Origin of the sequence: Daejeonella sp., assembly GCF_037719425.1 — a bacterium.
Taxonomy (GTDB): domain Bacteria; phylum Bacteroidota; class Bacteroidia; order Sphingobacteriales; family Sphingobacteriaceae; genus Daejeonella.
Genome location: NZ_JBBJNI010000040.1, coordinates 1 through 21,527 on the forward strand (window position 1 = coordinate 1; position 21,527 = coordinate 21,527).

24 protein-coding genes are annotated in these 21,527 nt (G+C 41.7%); 8 read left to right on the plus strand and 16 right to left on the minus strand.

Translation table 11 applies throughout. The features are described from left to right. Positions 1 to 473: 473 nt before the first annotated feature. From WKF69_RS07285 to WKF69_RS07295, 3 genes are all read left to right on the plus strand, one after another. Complete coding sequence (locus WKF69_RS07285) at positions 474 to 1,172, plus strand: SIMPL domain-containing protein (protein ID WP_340380817.1); 699 nt, start codon at positions 474 to 476, stop codon at positions 1,170 to 1,172. A 218-nt stretch (positions 1,173 to 1,390) separates the two neighbouring features. Continuing rightward, positions 1,391 to 2,446, plus strand: a complete 1,056-nt coding sequence (locus WKF69_RS07290) for a hypothetical protein (protein WP_340380819.1) — start codon at positions 1,391 to 1,393, stop codon at positions 2,444 to 2,446. A 48-nt stretch (positions 2,447 to 2,494) separates the two neighbouring features. Beyond that, positions 2,495 to 2,893 (plus strand): DUF4112 domain-containing protein, encoded by a 399-nt coding sequence (locus WKF69_RS07295; protein WP_340380821.1) that lies wholly within the window; start codon positions 2,495 to 2,497, stop codon positions 2,891 to 2,893. Here the strand turns inward: WKF69_RS07295 and WKF69_RS07300 are convergent. Further along, positions 2,886 to 3,266 carry a response regulator gene (locus WKF69_RS07300; protein ID WP_340380823.1) on the minus strand — a complete coding sequence of 127 codons (381 nt, stop codon included), beginning with the start codon at positions 3,264 to 3,266 and terminating at the stop codon, positions 2,886 to 2,888. The genes WKF69_RS07295 and WKF69_RS07300 overlap by 8 nt on opposite strands. A 184-nt stretch (positions 3,267 to 3,450) precedes the next feature. Then, on the minus strand, positions 3,451 to 4,722 hold the full coding sequence (serS, locus tag WKF69_RS07305) for a serine--tRNA ligase (RefSeq protein WP_340380825.1): 1,272 nt from the start codon (positions 4,720 to 4,722) through the stop codon (positions 3,451 to 3,453). Positions 4,723 to 4,816: 94 nt separating this feature from the next. On the opposite strand from serS, the gene rsmI reads away from it, so the two are divergent. The 3 genes from rsmI to lnt all read left to right on the plus strand — a co-directional run bounded on the left by rsmI (position 4,817) and on the right by lnt (position 7,917). Continuing rightward, on the plus strand, positions 4,817 to 5,488 hold the full coding sequence (gene rsmI, locus WKF69_RS07310; RefSeq protein ID WP_340380827.1) for a 16S rRNA (cytidine(1402)-2'-O)-methyltransferase: 672 nt from the start codon (positions 4,817 to 4,819) through the stop codon (positions 5,486 to 5,488). 160 nt (positions 5,489 to 5,648) lie between these two features. After that, the gene (locus tag WKF69_RS07315; protein WP_340380829.1) at positions 5,649 to 6,287 is read left to right on the plus strand and encodes a PH domain-containing protein; all 639 of its coding nucleotides are present in this window, start codon (positions 5,649 to 5,651) and stop codon (positions 6,285 to 6,287) included. Between the two features lies 1 nt (position 6,288). Further along, positions 6,289 to 7,917, plus strand: coding sequence for an apolipoprotein N-acyltransferase (gene lnt / locus WKF69_RS07320; protein WP_340380831.1), 1,629 nt, complete (start codon positions 6,289 to 6,291; stop codon positions 7,915 to 7,917). A gap of 258 nt (positions 7,918 to 8,175) precedes the next feature. Here lnt and WKF69_RS07325 read toward each other — a convergent pair whose 3' ends face one another. Continuing rightward, positions 8,176 to 9,816, minus strand: a complete 1,641-nt coding sequence (locus WKF69_RS07325; RefSeq protein WP_340380833.1) for an NAD+ synthase — start codon at positions 9,814 to 9,816, stop codon at positions 8,176 to 8,178. Positions 9,817 to 9,890: 74 nt separating this feature from the next. Between WKF69_RS07325 and gldB the strand changes: the two genes are divergently transcribed. Together gldB and WKF69_RS07335 are read left to right on the plus strand one after the other, a co-directional pair. Continuing rightward, positions 9,891 to 10,958, plus strand: coding sequence for a gliding motility lipoprotein GldB (gldB, locus tag WKF69_RS07330; RefSeq protein WP_340380835.1), 1,068 nt, complete (start codon positions 9,891 to 9,893; stop codon positions 10,956 to 10,958). Positions 10,959 to 11,031: 73 nt separating this feature from the next. Next, a complete protein-coding gene (locus WKF69_RS07335; protein WP_340380836.1) occupies positions 11,032 to 11,811 on the plus strand; it encodes a patatin-like phospholipase family protein in 780 nt (259 codons plus the stop codon). Positions 11,812 to 11,826: 15 nt separating this feature from the next. Here WKF69_RS07335 and WKF69_RS07340 read toward each other — a convergent pair whose 3' ends face one another. The 13 genes from WKF69_RS07340 to WKF69_RS07400 form a co-directional block, all read right to left on the minus strand. Next, positions 11,827 to 12,201, minus strand: a complete 375-nt coding sequence (locus WKF69_RS07340) for a hypothetical protein (RefSeq protein WP_340380837.1) — start codon at positions 12,199 to 12,201, stop codon at positions 11,827 to 11,829. 336 nt (positions 12,202 to 12,537) lie between these two features. Then, positions 12,538 to 12,744, minus strand: coding sequence for a hypothetical protein (locus WKF69_RS07345; protein WP_340380838.1), 207 nt, complete (start codon positions 12,742 to 12,744; stop codon positions 12,538 to 12,540). A gap of 62 nt (positions 12,745 to 12,806) precedes the next feature. Continuing rightward, positions 12,807 to 13,688: an ATP synthase F1 subunit gamma gene (gene atpG, locus WKF69_RS07350; protein ID WP_340380839.1), complete on the minus strand. Its 882-nt coding sequence runs from the start codon at positions 13,686 to 13,688 to the stop codon at positions 12,807 to 12,809. An 89-nt stretch (positions 13,689 to 13,777) separates the two neighbouring features. Beyond that, a complete protein-coding gene (gene atpA / locus WKF69_RS07355; RefSeq protein ID WP_340380841.1) occupies positions 13,778 to 15,352 on the minus strand; it encodes a F0F1 ATP synthase subunit alpha in 1,575 nt (524 codons plus the stop codon). 89 nt (positions 15,353 to 15,441) lie between these two features. Beyond that, positions 15,442 to 15,981, minus strand: a complete 540-nt coding sequence (atpH, locus tag WKF69_RS07360; protein WP_340380843.1) for an ATP synthase F1 subunit delta — start codon at positions 15,979 to 15,981, stop codon at positions 15,442 to 15,444. A gap of 67 nt (positions 15,982 to 16,048) precedes the next feature. Continuing rightward, positions 16,049 to 16,561, minus strand: coding sequence for a F0F1 ATP synthase subunit B (locus WKF69_RS07365; protein WP_340380845.1), 513 nt, complete (start codon positions 16,559 to 16,561; stop codon positions 16,049 to 16,051). Between the two features lie 73 nt (positions 16,562 to 16,634). After that, positions 16,635 to 16,853, minus strand: a complete 219-nt coding sequence (gene atpE / locus WKF69_RS07370; RefSeq protein WP_340380870.1) for an ATP synthase F0 subunit C — start codon at positions 16,851 to 16,853, stop codon at positions 16,635 to 16,637. 46 nt (positions 16,854 to 16,899) lie between these two features. Then, positions 16,900 to 18,033, minus strand: coding sequence for a F0F1 ATP synthase subunit A (gene atpB / locus WKF69_RS07375; protein WP_340380847.1), 1,134 nt, complete (start codon positions 18,031 to 18,033; stop codon positions 16,900 to 16,902). 400 nt (positions 18,034 to 18,433) lie between these two features. Further along, positions 18,434 to 18,685, minus strand: a complete 252-nt coding sequence (locus tag WKF69_RS07380) for an AtpZ/AtpI family protein (RefSeq protein ID WP_340380848.1) — start codon at positions 18,683 to 18,685, stop codon at positions 18,434 to 18,436. A 47-nt stretch (positions 18,686 to 18,732) separates the two neighbouring features. Next, a complete protein-coding gene (locus WKF69_RS07385; protein ID WP_340380850.1) occupies positions 18,733 to 18,960 on the minus strand; it encodes a hypothetical protein in 228 nt (75 codons plus the stop codon). Between the two features lie 200 nt (positions 18,961 to 19,160). Next, positions 19,161 to 19,724, minus strand: coding sequence for a DUF3109 family protein (locus WKF69_RS07390; protein ID WP_340380852.1), 564 nt, complete (start codon positions 19,722 to 19,724; stop codon positions 19,161 to 19,163). 168 nt (positions 19,725 to 19,892) lie between these two features. Further along, a complete protein-coding gene (locus WKF69_RS07395; RefSeq protein ID WP_340380854.1) occupies positions 19,893 to 20,780 on the minus strand; it encodes a DUF3108 domain-containing protein in 888 nt (295 codons plus the stop codon). Then, on the minus strand, positions 20,781 to 21,296 hold the full coding sequence (locus tag WKF69_RS07400) for a DUF2480 family protein (RefSeq protein ID WP_340380856.1): 516 nt from the start codon (positions 21,294 to 21,296) through the stop codon (positions 20,781 to 20,783). Between the last annotated feature and the right edge of the window lie 231 nt (positions 21,297 to 21,527).

Here is a 21,527-nt window from a genome sequence, read left to right on the forward strand (position 1 = left end):
AGATATTTTAAAGAAGAGAAAAAAGAAGAGATCTATACTCATTCGGAGATGATTGAGGAGTAGGAAGTAGTATCAAGAACCAAGTATCAAGATTCAAGATTTCCACAAAGCGCTCAGTACGTGTATGCTCTGGGTGAGTTTCCACCTTCCCTCTTCAAGGGGAGCTGTCAGCCTTTTCGGCTGACTGAGGGCTCTAGGGATCTTCCTTAGGTCTACGAGCCATTAAGTATAAAATTGCTTTCTCTGGTTGTAATACTTTCACCAATTTTATCGTCTGGTCAATAGGTCGCTTTAAATCCGCCTCGCTAATTTGCTAATTCTCTCATTCCCTAATTTGCTGATTCCCTATTTTTCTAACGACGTAACCCATTGACAAATAGACGAATTGACCAATCGGCGAAGGGGTGTTATGGAATTGGCACGAATATTACATCCCTATAGAAAGTTTTAAATAATATAAAATGATGAACAATATGAAAACGATAATAGCCGCAGCGCTGGTCAGTATTTTCAGCCTGACTGCGTATTCACAGAATATAGACACCCGGAAAAAGATAGAAGTGCACGGAACTGCAGAGGCAGAAGTTACTCCAGATATTCTTTACATAGGCATGTCTTTGAAGGAATATTTTAAAGATTCAGCCAACAAGAAAAAAGTTGAAATTGAAGAGCTGGAACGACAGCTTCAGACAGCAGTTCTGGCCGCAGGGATTCCGCAGGAGAATTTTACAATTAACAATATCTCCAGCTACACAACCTGGTGGGAAAAGAAGAAAAGCCCTGAATTTTTAGCTCGTAAGCAATACCGCATCAAGGTTACCGACCTGAGTAAATTTAACCAGATCATGAGCGCTGTAGATCCAAAAGGTATAGAATACAGCAATATCGAAAGCTATGATTACTCTAAAATCGAAACGTTGAAAAGAGATCTTAAGATCAAAGCTCTTCAGGCAGCTAAGGATAAAGCTACTTACCTGATCACATCAATCGGAGGCAGCCTTGGAAGTCCGCTCGATATCCAGGAAATAAACAATGAATACTATCCTCAGCCCATCTATCGTGCTAACACAATGATGAAAACCGAAGCGATGGATTCAGCGCCAATGCCAGACATTGATTTCAAAAAGATCAAACTGACATATCAGATGAGAGCGGTGTTTGAGATAAAGTAAAATGAGTATCAAGTAGCAAGTATCAGGTATCAAGATACTAAACGCTGTAAGTCAAGTTGTGAGAGGCGAGAAGCGAGACGATTACGAAATTTGGTGATAAAGTCCTTCCATCGGGAGGGCTTTTTTTTGCAAAATACTTATACAACTTAAAAGAACTTAATATCAACTATCTTGCTTAGTGATATTTTTCAACTTTCAACTTTCAACTTTCAACTTAAATGGACACCCTCCAGGAACCCAGGAACGACGTTCCGTCGAAGAAAAAAACGCCCTATGCAATAAGGCAGGAACTCAGGGAATACCTGCTCAAGTACGACAGGGAAGTTAAGCTGCCGGTACAGTACTCCGACCTGCTACGATTTAATCTTTCAACTCCCTTACGGGACAAGGAGGGCCGGGATACGTTGTGGCACACCGTTTATTATGATGAGAGCGAGATGAAAGAGCTCTTTCCTAATCTCACTTATATTTATGCGTTAATGAATACAGACGGCGATACTGCCGTAATGGAACACCTTTCAGTCGCGCGAATTGATTATTGCACATTTGCTAACACGAGACCTTTCAGGGTCCGGATCATCAACAGGCTGAATGATAATTATGATCACTTTTACATCAAAATAGCTGATGCTTCAAGGGTGTATGGTCTCGAGCTGGAACATGTACTCTCCCCTAACAGGATCATTTACATGACGGACGGAAATACCTTGATTGAGGAACATATTCCGGGACTGCCAGGAGATGAATTCATTGCCCACAGGCTTGACACCTTAAAGTTTAATCAGATACGGATATGCAAAGAGTTTGTCAAATTCAATGAACGTTGTTTTGTGCGTCTGTTGGGAGATATGCGTTCTTACAATTTTGTGGTTGATATCACCCCGGACATTGAGGGCAATCAGTACCGGCTGAGAGCGATCGATTTCGACCAACAATCTTATGAAGGAAGGCTTAAAATGTATCTTCCGCATTATTTTAAGGAAAACGTAAACCTCGTCCAGCTGGGAATGAAACACATGGATGAAACGACCATGCGCCAATATCAGGAAGAGGAACGCTCGCTGATCGCTAACCGTTTCCGCTCGGGGTATTACCGGCTTGAAGACCTCTTTAAGATCATGCATATTGATACTATTTCTCATCCTGAAAAAGTACAGCAGCTACGCGAAGAATTATCTGAGCATTATAAAAACCCTGTCTTCAAGACCTGTAACACTATGGGACAGCTGGTTTTTGAATGTCTTACTCAAGTTGTAGGTAAAAGGGGCCTTTGAGCTAAATGCTTTAAGCTTTTAAATGCGGCACACGCTTTGTTATCACAAATGCAAGATGGCAAAAGAACTAATTTTCGCTTTGGACTTGATCCTATAATGAATTTTATTCCTGTAGCAGGAGACCTGGGTGGTTTTGCTGTGTCTACCGCCCTCCTTCTAACAATGGCAAAACATGGTGTGAGCAGGAAAGTGTTGTTTTTAATGACTCTGAATATCATTTTGGATTCAACTATTGGAGCCATTCCTATAATTGGGAACATTTTTGACTTTGCCTATAAGTCTAACACGAGAAATATCAGGCTCCTGAAGGAACATTATGACGAAGGCAGACATCAAGGCAGCGGAAAAGGGATCATCACATGGATCATCTTAATCCTTATACTGTCTTTCGCGCTGATCGTTTACATATTGTGGGCTACAATAAGTTGGCTGGCTGGCCTTATCTAAGCACCAGGGGATAAGGATTGATAAACATTTTAATCTCGCTTACAAGCAGGTTAAGGTCGAATGGCTTCGCAAGAAAAGAGTCACAGCCGAATTCTGGATTCTTTACTGCAGCTTCCGGACTCGCAGACAGCATGATCACCGGAATATCTTTTTTCAGAGGATCATTTTTCAAGTCCTGGCAAATTTCCCCGCCATTCTTTCCTCCTAATAAATGGTCCAAAATAATAAGGTTTGGCTCAAAATCGTCAATCATGCGAAATACATTGTCCCCCGAAAGCATTGGTCGAACCTGAAATCCACAGTAAGTAAGGGACAGATCAATTGCTTCCAAAATCCCCGGATCATCATCCAGAACTAAAATTCGATTCTCCATAATACAAGCTTAGTTTCTCATTGGTTGTATTATTATACGTTCGTGGATGGATTTTGTTGCGTTTGAGAGTTATAAGTTGTAGGTTTTAAGTTGTAAGTTTCCCGCTTCATGCATTATTTGTTCTTTCCCTGACGCCATTTTCTACTTCCTTAGAAACTTATTACCTACAACTTACCACTTATAACTAATCAATAAATTCAAATTTTGTATACGGCACCAATGCTCCAGGTATCCGGATACCTTTTCCCGTTTGGTTGTTTTCCAGAAGTGATGCAACTATACGCGGTAAGGCGAGTGCACTGCCGTTTAAAGTGTGGGCCAGCTGAGGCTTTCCCTCTTTGCCTTTAAAACGCAGTTTCAACCGGTTGCTTTGGTATGTTTCGAAGTTAGATACAGAAGAGACTTCCAACCAGCGTGCCTGTGCAGCACACCAAACCTCCATATCGTATGTTTTAGCTGAAGTAAAGCTCATATCACCTCCGCAAAGAGTAAGCACACGATAAGGTAGCTCAAGCTTTTGCAGTAAGGATTGAACGTAAGTACTCATGTCTTCCAGTACCTTATAAGAGTTATCGGGATGCACAACCTGAACGATTTCAACTTTATCGAATTGATGCAAGCGGTTTAATCCCCGAACATGTGCTCCGTAAGAACCAGCTTCCCTGCGAAAGCATGGAGTATATGCGCAATTTCTAACCGGCAGTTCATCCTCCTTAAGAATTACATCCCGGTAGAGGTTAGTAACAGGCACTTCGGCGGTTGGTATGAGGTAAAGATTATCTATTCCAATATGATACATCTGACCTTCCTTATCGGGAAGCTGTCCGGTACCAAAACCAGAAGCTTCATTTACAACAATGGGCGGCTGCATCTCCCGGTAACCCGCTTCTTCTGCATTGTCAAGGAAAAAATTGATCAGCGCGCGCTGTAGTTTGGCACCTTTACCCTTATAGACAGGAAATCCGGCTCCTGCAATCTTATTACCCAGCTCAAAATCTATAATATCGTATTTGGCGGCAAGTTCCCAGTGAGGCAACGCATTTTCAGGTAGTTGAGGTATTTGTCCATATTCGAAAGACACAACATTCTCCTCCGGGCTTGCACCTTTGGGTACGGATGAATGCGGGAGATTTGGAAGGAGAACAAGCTCGTTCTGAAGCAAAATCTCGACGGCAGTCAGTTTGTCGCTGATGCCCTTCGTTTGTTCTTTAAATGAATTCGTTTGCTCCTTTAAGCCCTCGGCTTCCACCTTCAGGCCTTGCCGCATCAGATCGCCTATTTTTTTTGCAGCTGCATTTGCTTCCGCGGAAATGGAATCCAAATAAGTTTGAGTTTGACGACGATCGTCATCAAGCTGAATGATCTGATCAACCAGTTCAGGCTGTTTGAAATTCCTGACGGCTAAACGATTTAAAACTTCATCTCTATTTTCACGGATATAACTAACTTGCAGCATCTTCTATAATTTTAAGCAAAGATATAAACAGTTTGGAGTTTGGAGGTTGTTTTGGACCAATTCCTGAACGGACATCGAACTTAAACTTCGAAATATGAGCGGCAAACTCTACCTGGTACCAACCCCGATCGGCAATCTTGAGGACATGAGCTTCAGGGCGATCCGGATTCTTAAAGAAGTGGATCTGGTCCTTGCTGAGGATACCCGTACCAGTGCTCCATTGCTTAAACATTTTGGAATAAACAAAAAGGTGTTCTCACATCATCAGCATAACGAACATAAATCGGTAACGGAGATCATACGTTTTCTAAAAGAAGGAAAACAGATCGCGCTCATTTCTGACGCCGGAACTCCGGCGATCTCAGATCCTGGATTCTTACTGGTCCGCGAGACGATAAAAAATGAGCTTCCACTGGAATGCCTGCCGGGCGCTACAGCTTTTGTACCAGCCCTCGTGAATTCAGGATTGGCGACGGACCGTTTTACATTCGAAGGCTTTCTTCCGGTAAAAAAGGGGCGTCAAACCCGGATGAAGGAACTTGCTGATGAACAGCGTACGATGATATTTTATGAATCACCGCATCGCCTGCTTAAAACACTGGAGGAGTTTGGACAGTATTTTGGCCCAGACAGACAAGCGTCCGTATCACGGGAGCTGACCAAGATGTTTGAAGAAACGGTTAGAGGCACTTTGACCGAGATTAAAAGACATTTCGAAACTAATACGTTAAAAGGGGAGTTTGTGATTTGTGTAGCGGGGAAGTGATCTGCCTTCGGCAGTATGCTGGATGTTAAAGGTTAAACCGCCGAGGACACAAAGTTTTTCGCAGAGAACACTGAGAGAAACTTTGCGATCTTTGCCCGTCCGAATGGCTTCAGCAGGGCAGGTGTTTAAAAAAATAGTGAAGCCACAAAAATATATACATATGGAACAATATTTAACCGACGACCAAGACCCGAAGACCACTGAAAAGATCTTGGGAAAATTACGCGACATGCTCACTTCAGGTGAGGTGGTAGTCTATATTGCTATTCAGAAGAAACCTGCGGTCACTCTAATTCCGGATTGCATCGCGATAACCAATAAAAGGATCATATTTTGTATCCCGGAGAATCTTGGCCTTACAACCAATTTTATCACATTTCCCTGGGAAGACGTGAAAGAGGTTTCGTTTAAGGAGGAGTTCTTTGGCTCCAAATTTATTACAGTTCCTCAGAGAGGTGAGAATGTTACTATTGATTACATCCCTAAAGTGCAGGCCCGCAAGCTTTATCAGTTCTCCAACGAGCAACTGGAAAAAAACAAAAGATTTTCCCAGACTCAAGAAAACGACGACAGGAGAACACATTCGGGAAATTCAAATGCCTCCGATGATTATACCTCCTACGTAGAGATTGACGAGGAAGAAAAGCCATTTATTCAGCCTCAAAGCAATTTCCCTGCGGAAGAGCCTGAAGACGAAGTAACCCTAAAGCTTAAGAAGCTTAAAACACTTTTCGAAAAACAGCTGATCACTTCCGAAGAATACGAAAGAAAAAAGGCAGATATTTTATCTCAATTATAAGGTGAAACAAAACTATCTGTTAGCTCTTGGCAGTGCATTCTTATTATGGCTGGCATGGCCGCCAATTCCCTTCACTTCATTAATACTGCTGATTGGCCTGGTACCGGTACTGCTGGCGATGGAAAATATTATCGCCTCAGACAGCAAAAAGAAAGGCAGGCTAATCTTCAGGACTGTATTCCTGTGTTTCGTAGTTTGGAACACAGCATCCATTTATTGGGTCATCAATTCACTCACAGCGGTTATGCCTACCTGGATGGCACTCTTTGTATCCATCATCCCATTTGGGCTTGGTTCTTTATTAATGACCATTGCTTTCTGGCTGTATTACAGATTGAGGCTGGTAACAACGAAGGTGATCAGCTATGCCGGGCTTATCTGTTTCTGGATTGGATATGAATATTTACATCAAACATGGGATCTTGCGTTTCCCTGGATGAACTTTGGTAACGGCTTTGCGCAGTCACACTATTTGATCCAATGGTATGAGTATACGGGAGTATATGGCGGTACTTTGTGGGTGCTTTTATCTAACATACTGATCTTTGAAACGTATCAAGCCTTAAGACCCGCTGATCCCGGGAAACTCAAGCTGAAGTTCTTGTCGGCAGGAATTGTGCTTACACCGATTATTATTTCACTAATTATTTACTTCGGATACACCGAAAGATCTAACCCAGCCAACGTAGTAGTTGTCCAGCCTAATATCGACCCTTACGAAAAGTTCGGAAGTCTTCACACCTCTGCACAGATCGACCGGATGATCCATCTATCCGACTCCCTGGGTCAGTCGAACACAGAATATTTTATCTGGCCGGAAACAGCTATTTCACAGGACACCGAGGAAAGTAATATAAGAATGGAGCCGAATTTTCTGGCAATTCAAAACTTCCTAAGCAAGTATAAGAATGGTAATGTTTTGTCGGGTATTGAAAGTTTCACGGTGTATGACAGCCAAAAAACTGAGACCGCGCGCTATGATGATCAGCGACGAGTCTATTTTGATGTTTTCAACGCGGCCGTCCTTATAGAAAATTCTACCAGGGTACAGTTCTACCATAAATCGAAGCTTGTACCGGGTGTGGAACAAACTCCTTTCTCAAATTCGATGAGCTTCCTGAAACCGGCTTTTGCAGCTTTTGGGGGATCCGCCGGCAGTTACGGCAAGCAAGAGGAGCCATCGGTTTTCTATTCTCAGAGTGGCATTGGCGCAGCGCCTGTAATATGCTATGAATCAATCTGGGGCGAATACGTTTCTGACTATGTCAAGAAAGACGCTCAGTTTATCGCAATAATCACGAATGATGGATGGTGGGGCAATACCTCAGGCAAGGATCAGCACCTCCTCTACGCGAAGCTACGGGCTATTGAAACCCGTCGATGGGTGGCACGTTCAGCCAACACTGGTATATCTGCTTTTATCAATCAGCGCGGCGATATAACACAGCAAACAAAATGGTGGGTTCCAACGGCGCTTAAAGCGGATATAAACCTCAACGAAGAAATTACCTTCTATGTAAAACACGGTGATTACATCGCATTGGCAGGGTCGGCAGGAAGCGCGTTGTTCGGTATATTTTTATTGACGGCAGTTTTTTTAAGGAAAAAAATAAAAAAAATCCGCCCCTAAATCAGGGACGGATTCTACTAAACTAAACCAAACTAAACTCCCGGCATGAACCCGGGATATCTTCGGACAGGATCTCTGTATATCACGTCCTTATGATCATCTTTATAAAGAAACGGAATTTATGAGGTTAACTGTTGTAACATTCAGTTTTGTTACACAGTGGTGACGGTGGGGTGATATTTGGTTGGTTGTTGTTAGTTCGTTGGTTGTTAGAACGCCGCTGAGGCTGCTAACCAGCAAACAACGAAATACTGACAACTAAGACAGGTACTTCCCTACTATCGGCATCCGTCTCCCCATTCCAAAGGCTTTTGGAGATACTCTTAAAATCGGCGGTGCTTGATTGCGTTTGAACTCCGCCACGTTAACCATCTTAAGGACTTTCTTTACAAGCGCTTCGTCGAAACCCATCTTTATGATTGATACGGAGCTCTGTTTGAGCTCTATATATTGAAATAAAATAGCGTCCAGCACATCGTATTCAGGAAGTGAATCAGAATCTTTTTGACCCGGCCGCAGTTCTGCAGATGGCGGTTTTACGATGCTGTTTTGCGGGATAATATCACGTTCACGGTTAATGTAATTCGAGAGCTTGTATACCTGGGTTTTGTAAACATCGCCTAACACGCCTATAGCTCCGGCCATGTCTCCGTATAGGGTCCCATAACCTACAGCACATTCGCTTTTATTGGAAGTGTTAAGCAAAATATAACCAAACTTATTGGACATTGCCATCACAACGATCGCTCTGCTCCTGGCCTGAATATTTTCCTCTGCTACACTGAATGGGAGATCTTTAAAGACGGGCTTCATCATGCTCTGAAAAGCTATAGTTGCCTCTTTTATGGGAATAGCTTCGTGTTTGCAGCCAAGATTTTTTACCAGATCCAGAGCATCCTGAATCGAATGATCTGATGAATATTCCGATGGCATCAATACCGCCATTACATTTTCAGGTCCCAGGGCTTCCGCGGCAAGCGCGCAGACAAGGGCTGAGTCTATCCCACCCGACAAACCTAATACCGCCTTAGTGAAGCCAGATTTTTGAAAATAATCTTTGATGCCAAGGATCAAAGCATCATGGATCTGCGCGATATCACTTTGCGGGTCATGAATTATAGGCATTAGACCTCTTACTTTACCCTGATCAAATTCGTAAACTTTTAATTCTTCAGTAAAATAAGGCATCTCATCAAGCAGCGAGCCATCCTTATCAAACACAAGGGAGCCCCCGTCAAAAATGATCTCCGTTTGGGCGCCTATTTGATTCACATAAAAAAGAGGAAGCTGATATTTTCTGCAATTATCGCCCAGAATCAGTATCCGTTCCTCGTCGTGGTTATATGCAAAGGGAGAAGCAGCGATGTTTATCATCAGATCGGGTTTCTCCTGTGTGAGAACATCCATCGGGCAGGTCACATACATTGGATTGTCGTTGATGTTCCATAGATCTTCACAAACGGTAAGGGCAATTTTATAGCCCATAAAATCAACGCATTTGAATTCTACTGCTGGTTCAAAATACCGGTATTCATCAAACACATCATAGTTTGGCAGAAGGGCTTTGTTAACCACGGCCTTCACTGATCCATTCTCAATAAAATAAGCCGAATTGAACAGGTCTTTACCCTGGACTTTTGGGTTCTTTGTGGGAAGGCCTATAATACATGCAATACCCTCGCACTCCTTTGCAATCTGCTGAGCTGCGCTTTCGCACGATTCAATAAATTCCGAAAACTCCAGAAAATCTCTTGGAGGATATCCGCAAACACATAGCTCGGCAAATACAACAAGATCCGCATTTTTAGCTTTAGCATCATGGACGGCAGAAATGATTTTTTGGGTATTGAGATTAAAATCGCCGATTATATAATTTAGTTGAGCTAAAGCAATCTTCATAGTATAATTTGTGTTTACACATGAAAGCTTAAGCTTTTCATGTCATTTTCATAATTTAGCAGATATCTGTATCCATGAGGAACATCCAAATTTACCTGTTTTTTTTCATTTGCCTTGTCGCAGCATCCTGTAATAACAAAAAAGGACCGGATGTGTCGCAAATTAATTTGAAAGTTTCTATAGAGCGTTTTGACAAAGAATTGAATGCGATCAATGGTCTGAGGACAGAGGTCGGAAGTCGGAGATCGGAGCTAAGCGATCTACAAGTGAAGGCCGACCAGTTACGGAAGAAGTATACCTGGTTTTATGATGATTATATGGGGCAGATGCTGAGTGTGGGTTTGCCTGTGAATGGGCCAGCTTATCTAAACACACTCGCTTCTGTGTTGCAGAACAGAGATTATATTGAGTTAAACTCCACGGTTGAAAAGGCATTCCCGGACATGAGCACTCATGAAGCTGAACTAACCGATGCTTTTAAGCATGTTCGCTATTATTATCCAAAGCAGAAAATACCGCGCGTTATCACCTTTATATCAGGATTCGCTGTACAGACACCAATAGGGAATGATTATGTGGGAATTGGCCTCGATATGTTTTTAGGCAGCCATGGTGATAGATTTTATCCCGCATTACGGGAAAGCATACCCCACTATATAGCCCGGCGTTTTACACCAGAAAATATTACGCCCAGAGTAATAGAGGCATTTGTCAGGGAAGACCTGTACCAGGAAAAAGACCAGGATAGAAGCCTGCTCGCCAAAATGATCTATAATGGAAAGGTTCTCTTTGCGATGGATTCTTTTATGCCCGATGTCGGGGACACCTTAAAGATAGGTTACACTAGTCGGCAACTGCGGTGGTGCGAAGAAAATGAAGGCGGCATCTGGGCTTATCTGATCGAAAACGAACTTCTTTTCAATTCAGATTACACTACTATCCAAAAGTATCTTGCAGAGGCACCATTTACACCAGGTATCGGTGAAAATTCTGAATCAGCGCCCAAGCTAGCTGTCTGGGCTGGCTGGCAGATCGTGAGAAAGTATATGGAAAAGAATCCGGAAGTGACTTTACAACAGCTGATGCTTGAAAAAGATCCTCAAAAAATATTATCTGAGTCAAAATACAAACCGAAGCTTTGACCTGGTGTTAACTTGAGTTGTAGGTTATAAGTTTTAAGTGTTGGGCGGAGAGAAGCCCATTAGCAATGATGTTATGAGAGTCGGACTGGTTCTTTCGGGTGGTGGAATACGCGGGATAGCTCATCTGGGGGTTCTTCAGGCGCTTAGTGAAGCTGGGATAAGGTTCTGTAAGATAAGCGGAACCAGCGCAGGTTCAATTGTCGGCTCGTTGTACTCTCAGGGGATGCAGCCTTATAATATACTTCAAATCTTCTTAAAAACTAAATTATACAGGTTCCTCAGGCCCGCATTCACCCATCCGGGACTGCTTTCGCTTGATTATACGAAATCTTTGTTTTTAGAACACATACCTCACGACTCTTTTGAAGGACTAAAGATCCCTCTTGTTATTGCTGCTACAAATTTCAGCGAAGGTAAACTCAGATACTTCTCGTCCGGTAAGCTTATTGATGTTGTCCTGGCATCCTGCTCAATTCCAGGGGTATTTAAACCGGTTATTATAGAAGGTAAAATGTTTGTCGACGGGGGTGTGCTTGATAACTTTCCCATCGAACCTATCAGAAGGGATTGCGACTTTATTATTGGATCGTCATGCAATCATCTTCCCGTTGTGAGTACAATCGCGAATTTCCGCAAATTGTTCCAGCGGGCTGCTATCATGTCGATCAACTCGGATATGGAAAATAAATGCCAGTTCCTTGATGTACTTATCGAACCTGAAGGTATGGGAGCTACAAGTATATTTGATGTACAGAAAACTGAAGAGATCTACTGGATCTCGTATAATGAGACGCTAAAAAAGCTTAAAACTGACGAGAAATTACAGGCCCTGATAACGAAATTAAAGGTTTAAGTTTTGTGCCTACACTTAGTAGAATTCCGTGCCTATAAAAGTATTCACCTGAATTACTTTGTACTTATTTTCAGCGAGAAACTCCACTATAAATACTTTTTTGAATGGATATCTCTTAGTGTCGGAGGTATCATAACCTATCCCTTCAATATTCAACACTTCGTCTATTTTTTTAGTAGAGTGCAATAGGAATGTACTATCAGCAATATAATAGTAGGTTTTATCTATAGTTGCAAAAGCAAATTCTTTTTTTGGCCCCGACTTTGCAGGCAAGCCCCTGTAATAATATACATCATAATTATAAGCCGGTCCGCGCAGCTTACTGGTACGGTTGTAAAAAGCCGTGTCGCTGTTAGTATGTTTATACATGGTTGGTGTTGAAGTGTCCATGAAAAAAAGATACAAATCCTTTTTAGCAACATTCTGGCTCAGACATGCTTGTATGATAAAAAAGTATAGGACTGTTAATATTGTGGCTTTATAGGTCATCACTTTGTTTTTACTTCGATTTAACAATAAGGTTGCAGCTTTATTTGTAATTGGTGTTCTTTCCCCGAGAGTTTTATCAGTCCAAGTCTTCGTTTCATGTAGTCCGGTCCAAGCAAGCGCTTATAATAGAGAAAAAAAGTGATCATGAAAATATTAAAAAATGTAGGCAGCAAAAAGCTTAAAAAACAAAAAAGCCCATAGCCGTTCTAGCTATGAGCATTCTATACAAATTAGTTTTTACTTTAATATCCTGAGAACTGCTTTTAAGCACAACACAATCCCAATAATAAACAGAACATTTGATATGGCGTCTATTAACATCCAGCTTCCTGTAAAGCGAAGGAAAATACCAATCATACCGATTACAATTCCTATAATGATAAGGTTGTAATGTGCCGGATCATTTGACTCCACGGTGCGCTTGTTTTTATATGTTTCTTCCATTTTCTGTGTGTGAGATGTACGAAATTACGAATCTATTTTACAGTTTAAAACTCAATCTCATTCTATCCGTTTGACAATGCCGCCGCACCGCTTACAATTTCTGTAAGCTCAGTTGTAATCGCTGCCTGTCTTGCCTGGTTGTAAGAAAGTTTTAAAGCTTTCAACAAGTCGCCGGCATTTTCAGTTGCCTTGTCCATTGCTGTCATACGTGCTCCGTGTTCTGAAGCATGTGAATCAAGTATAGCTTTGTAAACCTGGGTTTTGATAGACTTAGGAATCAATTGTTCAACAATTTCCTCCTGTGATGGCTCAAGAATATAATCAGTTTGCGCAGCAGTATCGCTAACAGCCTCAGCCTTGGGAACCGGCAATAATTGCTCAGTCGTAAGAATTTGTACCGCAGCGTTTCTGAACTGATTGTAAACCAATTCTACCCTGTCGAATTCGCCCTTCGCAAAACCAAGCATGATAGCTTCGGTGATCTTTGAAGCATTTTCAAAAGTTAATTCGCTATACAAATCGTTATTGTTTCCAATAACATTGTACTTACGCTTCTCATAAAAATCCTGAACCTTTTTACCGATAGCTACTATGTGAACATTGCCTTTGCGGTATTGCTCTGAATATTTTTCAGAGATCAGATTATTCGCAGTCTTGATAACATTCATGTTGAATGCGCCCGCCAGACCACGGTTTGATGATACGGTAACGATCAACACTTTATTTGGCTCACGCTCCTGAATAAAAGGAGAATTTGACTCATCCAGGCTGGCTGAAAGATTAGCCAGGATGTCTCTCATCTTATTAGCGTAAGGCCTTAACTGTACAATAGCACTTGTTGCCCTTTTCAACTTAGCCGCTGAAACCATTTTCATGGCTTTAGTGATCTGCTGAGTAGAGGTAACTGATGCTATCCGGTTTCTTACTTCTTTTAAATTAGCCATTTTGCTAAGTATCAAGAATCAAGTATCAGGTATCAAGATTTGGACCCAGGGTCTCGATACTTGATTCTTGATACCTGATACTATTTTCTTTAATATTTATCTCCTAATTCTTTTGCTACAGTTTCCAGCGCACCGGTAATAGAATCGTCTAATTTACCTGCTTTAAGTCCTTGTAAAACTTCAGGATGACGTTGCTCAAGCTGCTGAATGAATTCTGCTTCAAAAGCTTTAACCTTATTTACAGGGACATTACGCATTAAGTTCTTAGTACCTACGTAAAGGATTGCAACTTGCTTCTCCACTGTTTCAGGAGAGAACTGCGCTTGTTTCAAAAGCTCCACATTACGAGCTCCTTTATCAAGTACTGATTTAGTTGCTGCATCAAGGTCAGAACCGAACTTAGAGAATGCCTCAAGCTCACGATACTGTGCCTGATCAAGCTTCAGGGTACCTGCAACTTTCTTCATCGACTTGATCTGAGCGTTACCACCCACGCGTGATACCGAAATACCAACGTTGATCGCAGGACGAACACCGGCGTTGAACAAATTTGACTCAAGGAAGATCTGGCCATCCGTAATGGAAATTACGTTTGTAGGAATATATGCCGAAACGTCACCCGCTTGTGTTTCTATAATTGGCAATGCCGTTAACGAACCACCACCTTTAACGATATGTCTGATTGATTCAGGAAGATCATTCATTGATTGTGCAATGTTGTCATTCTGGTTGATCTTTGCTGCACGCTCAAGTAAACGGCTGTGAAGGTAGAATACGTCACCCGGATACGCCTCACGGCCCGGAGGACGACGAAGCAATAACGAAACCTCGCGGTAAGAAACAGCTTGTTTTGAAAGATCATCATAAACGATCAAAGCTGGCCTGCCCGTATCACGGAAGAATTCACCAATAGCTGCACCAGCAAATGGCGCGTAGAACTGCATTGGAGCAGGATCAGCTGCAGAAGCTGCAACGATCACTGTATATGGCAATGCGCCATTTTCATCTAATACCTTCAGGATTTGAGCTACGGTAGAGTTTTTCTGACCAATAGCTACATATATACAGAATACAGGTTGTCCTGCTTCGTAAAATTCTTTCTGATTGATAATTGTATCGATACAAACCGCTGTTTTACCAGTCTGACGGTCACCAATAACAAGCTCACGCTGGCCACGGCCGATTGGAATCATCGCATCAATTGCCTTGATACCAGTTTGAAGAGGCTCAGTTACCGGCTGACGATAAATTACCCCTGGCGCTTTACGCTCCAATGGCATTTCGTAAGTTTCGCCAAGGATCGGGCCTTTGCCATCAAGCGGTTGACCAAGTGTGTTAACAACACGGCCAAGCATGCCTTCGCCTACCTTGATCGAAGCAATCTTGTTAGTACGCTTTACTGTATCACCTTCCTTGATCTCATCGAAAGCTCCCAGCAATACAACACCCACGTTATCTTCCTCAAGGTTCAGAACGATACCCTGTAAACCGTTATCAAATTCAACAAGCTCGCCTGACTGAACTTTAGTTAAACCGTATACGCGGGCAATACCGTCACCCACTTGTAACACGGTACCAACCTCTTCGAGTTCGGCTTCCGACTTAAAGCCTGACAGTTGTTGTCTTAAGATCGCCGAAACTTCATCTGGTCTTACCTCTACCATAGTAGTATTTTTTGTTTTTAATGTTGTAAATCTTCATGCTTCCGTCCCCAAAGGAAGCAAACTTACCCTTTAAGGGTTTGGGGTATAATTTAATTTTGTTCGAATTCCTTTTTAAGCTTATTCAGCTTGCTTGAAATACTTGTATCAAATTGCTTATCGCCAACTTTTAAGATAAATCCACCGATAAGCTTAGGATCAACAATAGAAGTTAAAATAACCTCTCCTTTTGTAGACTTCTTAACCACCTCTTCAATCTGCTTGATATTTTCCTGGCTTAAAGGAGATGCTGAAGTAACCGTTGCCTTAACTACATTTTTTAGAATGTTATACTGGCTGATAAACTCTTTAGCGGTAGCAAATAATATTTCAGAGCGCCCTTTTCTTATCACGATCTTAAAATATGAAAGGATCATGTCATGCACTTTACCGGAAAACAATCCGTCTAATATATTAGCCTTTTTATCGAGGCTAATAATTGGATTTTTAAGGATCGCCTGTAACTCAGGATTCTCCCTGCAGGTTTCGAGAAACAGCTCAATGTCTTTTCTTATAGCCTCCACAGCATTTTGCTCGCCGGCCAGGTCAATTAAAGATTTTGCGTAACGCGATGCAACTTGTATTTCTGACATAATTCGATTTGTCGATTTGTCGATTCGTTAATTAGCCAATTGACAAATAGGCTAATTGACAAATTGTCTAATTGAGTTGAACTTCTTTTAACAGGTCGTTAACCAATGCCTGTTGTTTATCCTGATCTTCAAACTGCTTACGCAGCACCTTTTCAGCAATATCAAGAGACAAGGTTGAAACCTGAGTTTTAATCTCTGCCATAGCAGCAAGCTTTTGGTTGGTTATCTCAGTCTTAGCAAGTTCTATCAGCTTAATACCTTCTGTTTTTGCAGAGTTTTTAGCATCGTTGATGATCTGATCTTTTATCTCTTTAGCTTCCTTAAGGATTTTGTCACGCTCTAAACGTGCTTCTTTCAAAAGCTCTTCGTTCTCATTGATAAGCTTAGCCATTTCCGCCTTCGCCATTTCTGCTTTGGATAAAGCATCTTCGATAGAACGCTCACGCTCATCAAGGGCTTTAACAATAGGCTTCCACGCGTATTTACTCAGCAGAAAGAACAATATTAAAAAGGCCACCGTCGACCAGATAAACAAACCCGGATCCGGTGATACTAAAGGATTTAATGCCAGTAATGTCATTGTCTTAATATTATTTATAAATCAGTCATATAATAAAATAAGGCTGGTGCCAATCGCACCAGCCTTATTCTAATTAGCCTACGTTGCCTGTTCCTAAGAAAGCAACAACTACAGCAAATAATGCTACCGCCTCAACGAATGCTGCCGCGATCAACATATTGGTTTGAATGGTAGAGGTAGCCTCTGGCTGACGTGCCATAGCTTCCATAGCTTTTCCACCAATGTTTCCGATACCGATACCAGCTCCAATAGCGGCTAATCCAGCACCAATTCCTGCAATACTTCCAACGATCATAACTCTGATTTTAAATATATATTAAACAAAAAAAAAATTCATATTAATGTGCGGAATGTTCTTCCAATGCCATTCCAATAAACAGGGCTGACAAAATAGTAAAAATGAATGCCTGAATAAAACCCACTACAAGTTCTATTAAGCTTATAAAAAGCACAAACGGTATAGCAATCCCTGCAACAAGTACTGATTTCAAAATAAAGATCAGGGAAACAAGACTTAAGACCAGGATGTGGCCGGCAGTAATATTTGCAAATAACCTGATCATCAAGGCAATAGGCTTAGTGAATAAGCCGATGACTTCCACAGGGATCATTAATGGATATAACCACCATGGTACATGTGGCGTAAATACATGGCCCCAATATTTCTTATTGCCGTTTACAGTCGTTAAAATAAAGGTTGACAGAGCAAGCATCATAGTTACTGCAATATTCCCCGTTAAATTTGCCCCTCCAGGAAAGAATGGGATTAAACCCATAAGATTATTTAACCATACAAAGAAAAATACGGTCAGTAAATAAGGCATAAAACCTTTATATCTGTGACCCAGCTGTGGCTTGGCAATATCATCACGTACGAAAAGAATGATTGGTTCAAGAATAGACTGAAGCCCTTTCGGCGCCTTGCCTTCCCGTTTTTTATATGCGTTTGCGATGCCGATAAACACAATGAGGAGAATTGTAACTGATATCAATAAGGATACAACGTTTTTAGTAATTGAAATATCCAGGGGCTTTGCGTTTAAAATATCGCCTTTTGAATTGTGGGATATATATGTTCCGTCAGCTCCCTTAGCTGCGCTTGGATAAAAGTACTTGCCATGATAATTTACAAGCGCAGCGCCGCCAGCGTTGATCAGCTGAGTTCCATCTTCACTGTCGCCGTATTTGTTAGAAAGAAATGACACCAAACCGGTCTCGGTATATAAAATTACCGGCAGCGGAATAGCAACATGTCCAAAGAAATGCCATTCGTGTGAATCGGCGATGTGATGAAGAATGAACGCGGATATATTTTCCTCTTTTTCTTTATGAACCTCAGCGGCTCCTGAGTGGGCAGTATTTGCTACAGAATGCTCCTGAGAATATGATGAAAAGCATAATACTGAAAACAAAACGGCAGCAAATGATGTAACTAAGATTTTTTTAAAATTGAAAATAGCGCTCAAATCCATTTATTAATAGGAAATTACTTTAATTTTTGGTTGCGCAAGTTACACAACAAACAATAAATTTCAAACACTGTATGAAAGAAATATAGATAAAAAAAACAGATCAAAAATTTAGCCGGATTAACAGCGTTTTGGCTAATATAAACAAAGGCGATTACCATGTATAAGAGCAGCTTTACAGCGATGCTGGCAAGCAAGGCCTGACCCGATGATTTGATGCTTACTTTCATCCTCCAGGAAGCAAGCATATAGATTGCAAAAGTTATAATGCTGAATACAGCAAACATGTTCCAAAAGCGGGGAATCAGAAGATCCATATTGCTATAGCTGTTCCCGATAAGAAGCGGAGGTATACTCAATAATATATTGAACAAAACAAAGAATATAAGAAACCTCGTGACACTCATGATTTCAACTGTCTGATGGTCTGATAAATAGAAAAACATACCCCTAAAACGCAGGCAATTGCGGTCACCCACTGTGGTTTGTGGTCGTAGTATTGATCAATTTTATAACCTATAAAAGCGAAAGCACCAATTATTGCCATCATTTGAAAAGCTACACTCGTATATTTCGCATAGCCGTTTAACGCTTTCTTTTCAGGTTCCAGGCCATCTTCCTTTACAATTTCATGTTTCTCCTCTTCTTTTTCCATAGTCATCATTTTGAGATGCAAAACTATCAATAATATCAGTATTTTTGTTAATAAGTGGTGCACGTGGCAATTAAGCGTAGTGCTGTTTTGGCTAAATATTTTTGCCTGACAGTAACATTTGTTAAAGTGCCCTGGAAGTCCAGAGACCACATTCCCTGCACATGATTGCTTTCATGCTTAACAGGATTATAAAGTCCTGGCATTCCTTCTTCTAGCTCCTCAGCCGACTTTCCAATTAACTCTCCATATACAAGGTGATTCTTGTCCTTGGCCATGGAATTTAGCACAAGAAGCAATAATGCAGCAAACAGGGAAAATACTTCTGATCACCGTCTTATGAAATGGATACTTAAAGATAAAGTTTTTCTATTTTAGATTTTGACGGACAGAGTCCTGTTTTTTTATCGTTAGGTTTAAGGCACCTTCCGGAATAGTTAGACAGGTTGGAATGATTACCGATTACTGAATACGATTACTATTTACTATTCACCGCACTCACCAACTCCTCATACCATTCCGCCCCATATTTCCTTATCAGCGGCTCCTTTAAAAACTGATAAACTGACACCTTCAGTTCCTTGCCGAAAGAACAGGCATCGCTGCAGATGTTCCAGCGGTCATAGTGTAGAACGTCGAATTCGGGGTAGTTGGTTATTCGTATCGGGTAAAGATGGCAGGAGATAGGTTTTTTCCAGACTATGGCGCCCTGTTCGTATGCTTTTTCGATTGCACACTTGCTGATGCCGTTCTCCCAGGTCACGTATGCGCATTCTTTGTTTGTATCTATACATGGGGTAGTAAAATCGCCTTCAAAATCCTTCACGTAGGTCCCGAATTCTTCAATGACCGCAATCCCTTTTTCAGTCATGTATGGTTTTACCTGGGGATATATTTCATCCAGCACAGCGAGTTCAGATCGTTCGAGCGGAGCTCCCGAATCGCCCTCAATGCAGCACGCGCCCTTGCATTTGTTCAGGTTGCAGACGAAGTTTTCTTTTATGACGTCTTCGTGGACAAGGGTGTTTTGAACCTGGATCATTCTTATAGAGTGGAGAGTGGAAAGTGGAGAGTGGAGAGTTGCCAGCGCATCATAGTGATTGTGTATAGAATTACTTTGGAAGCATACACATGTCCTTAATCTCTTTTCTGCGTTTTGTGGAAGTCTTGATTCTTGGATCTTGATACTTGATACTGTATTCTTGATTCTCTATTTCAAAGCCGTCAACGGAAGTTTCAACCCCTTAGCCGATGTCAGCTCTAATGTTACTGAGCCGACCAGGATCTCTACCTGTGCCTTTACGGGAATTCTATTTCCATCATCGGTGATCCAAAGGTAGAGCTTGCTGTCTTTTCTGAAAATTCTGCCTGGTTGTATGGAAGGGCTAAACTTCAAACAATTAAAATATCCCAATGCCGTTTTCACCCGCTCTTTGCCTACATACTGAACTGCGAGTTTTGTAACTGCATCATCCAGAAAATAATCCATACTGAATTTGGATCCGACACTTAACTTAGATATATCAAGGCTCCGGGCGAAGTAATAGGCCGAAAGCAAATCGAAGGTTTGCCCGTCTCCTTTAAACGTTCCTTTATTAGACACGATCTTTTTCTCATCCTGGTAGAATCGAGCTCTGTCGCTACGCCTGTAGTTGGCTTCACGGATACTCTCTGTATAAAGATATGGGCTAAGATCTGTTTTGTCTATATAAGAATCATAACGATTCCGCACCTTGTAGAAGACATTAAATGATCCTGCAGTACGCCCTTCGGCTACAAGATGATAGACAGGCTTATTATCAAATTTAACGTCCGTGCTTTCCACGCGGATATTAGCCTCAGCAGCGGTAATGAATCCATATCGCAGCTTGTAGCCTAGTTGCTCGCCAACCTGGAATACGGGCTCTTTAACATTCCTGAGCTCCTGGCTGTAGACGGTTCCCGTAGAAAGGACAAGTAGGAAGATAGCAGCGAGAGATGAGAAGCGAGAAACGAGATGCGAGGTTCGGGCGCCTGAATTTAACCGGCCCTTTACTAGTTTTGGGCAGGTTAGGCGAATTGCCACTTTCAACTTTCCATTTTCAACTTTCAACTTCAATTAGTCCCTCCTCTTATAAATAGGCACCGTCGAACATGGCTCGCCATACATTATACTTTTAGAAACTCCCGTAAGCCTGACTGTCAAATCGATGAACGCGGATTCCGGTATGGCAATCTCACCACATCCCTTAATCACAATTCGCTGATCTCTGTATTTTTCTATGTCCAGCTTTTCAAGCTCTCTTTCAAAAAGAATGGTTTCAAGCAATTCGAGATTCCCAAAAACTACTGTTTTGGCGACCGGAGCCAGCCGGTTTGCAAGAAGCATATATGCCCAGGTCGGCACGATAGCATCTGCACTACAGGTGATCGCGATATGCTTGCCACTGTACTGCTCCCAGTTGTGCTCTTTTACGAATTCTCTGAAATCCTTCTCCCGCAGCATCAGGCCGTGAAACAAGTTATCCTTGATATCATATAAGATGCGCTCACCCTGCGGATATAATTCGGCAAAGTCAAAGCTTACCAAACCACTTTGAGCAACTTTGTTAACTATGTTTTCCTGGATATCCATTTTTTAATTGAAGTTAGAGTTCGGAAGTTTCTCTCCGCCGAACGTGCCTTGCCTCTGGTTATAATCTATTTCTATTAACGTTTATTTATCAATCATATTTTTTTACAGGTCGGATGTCAGAAGTTCTTCCTCACCTGACGTGCCAAGCTTGTTTTATTTTCTATTTATAATAACATTGTTTTATCAATAATGCTTTCTCTGAGGTTCCGGCTTACGCCGGAATGACAAGCT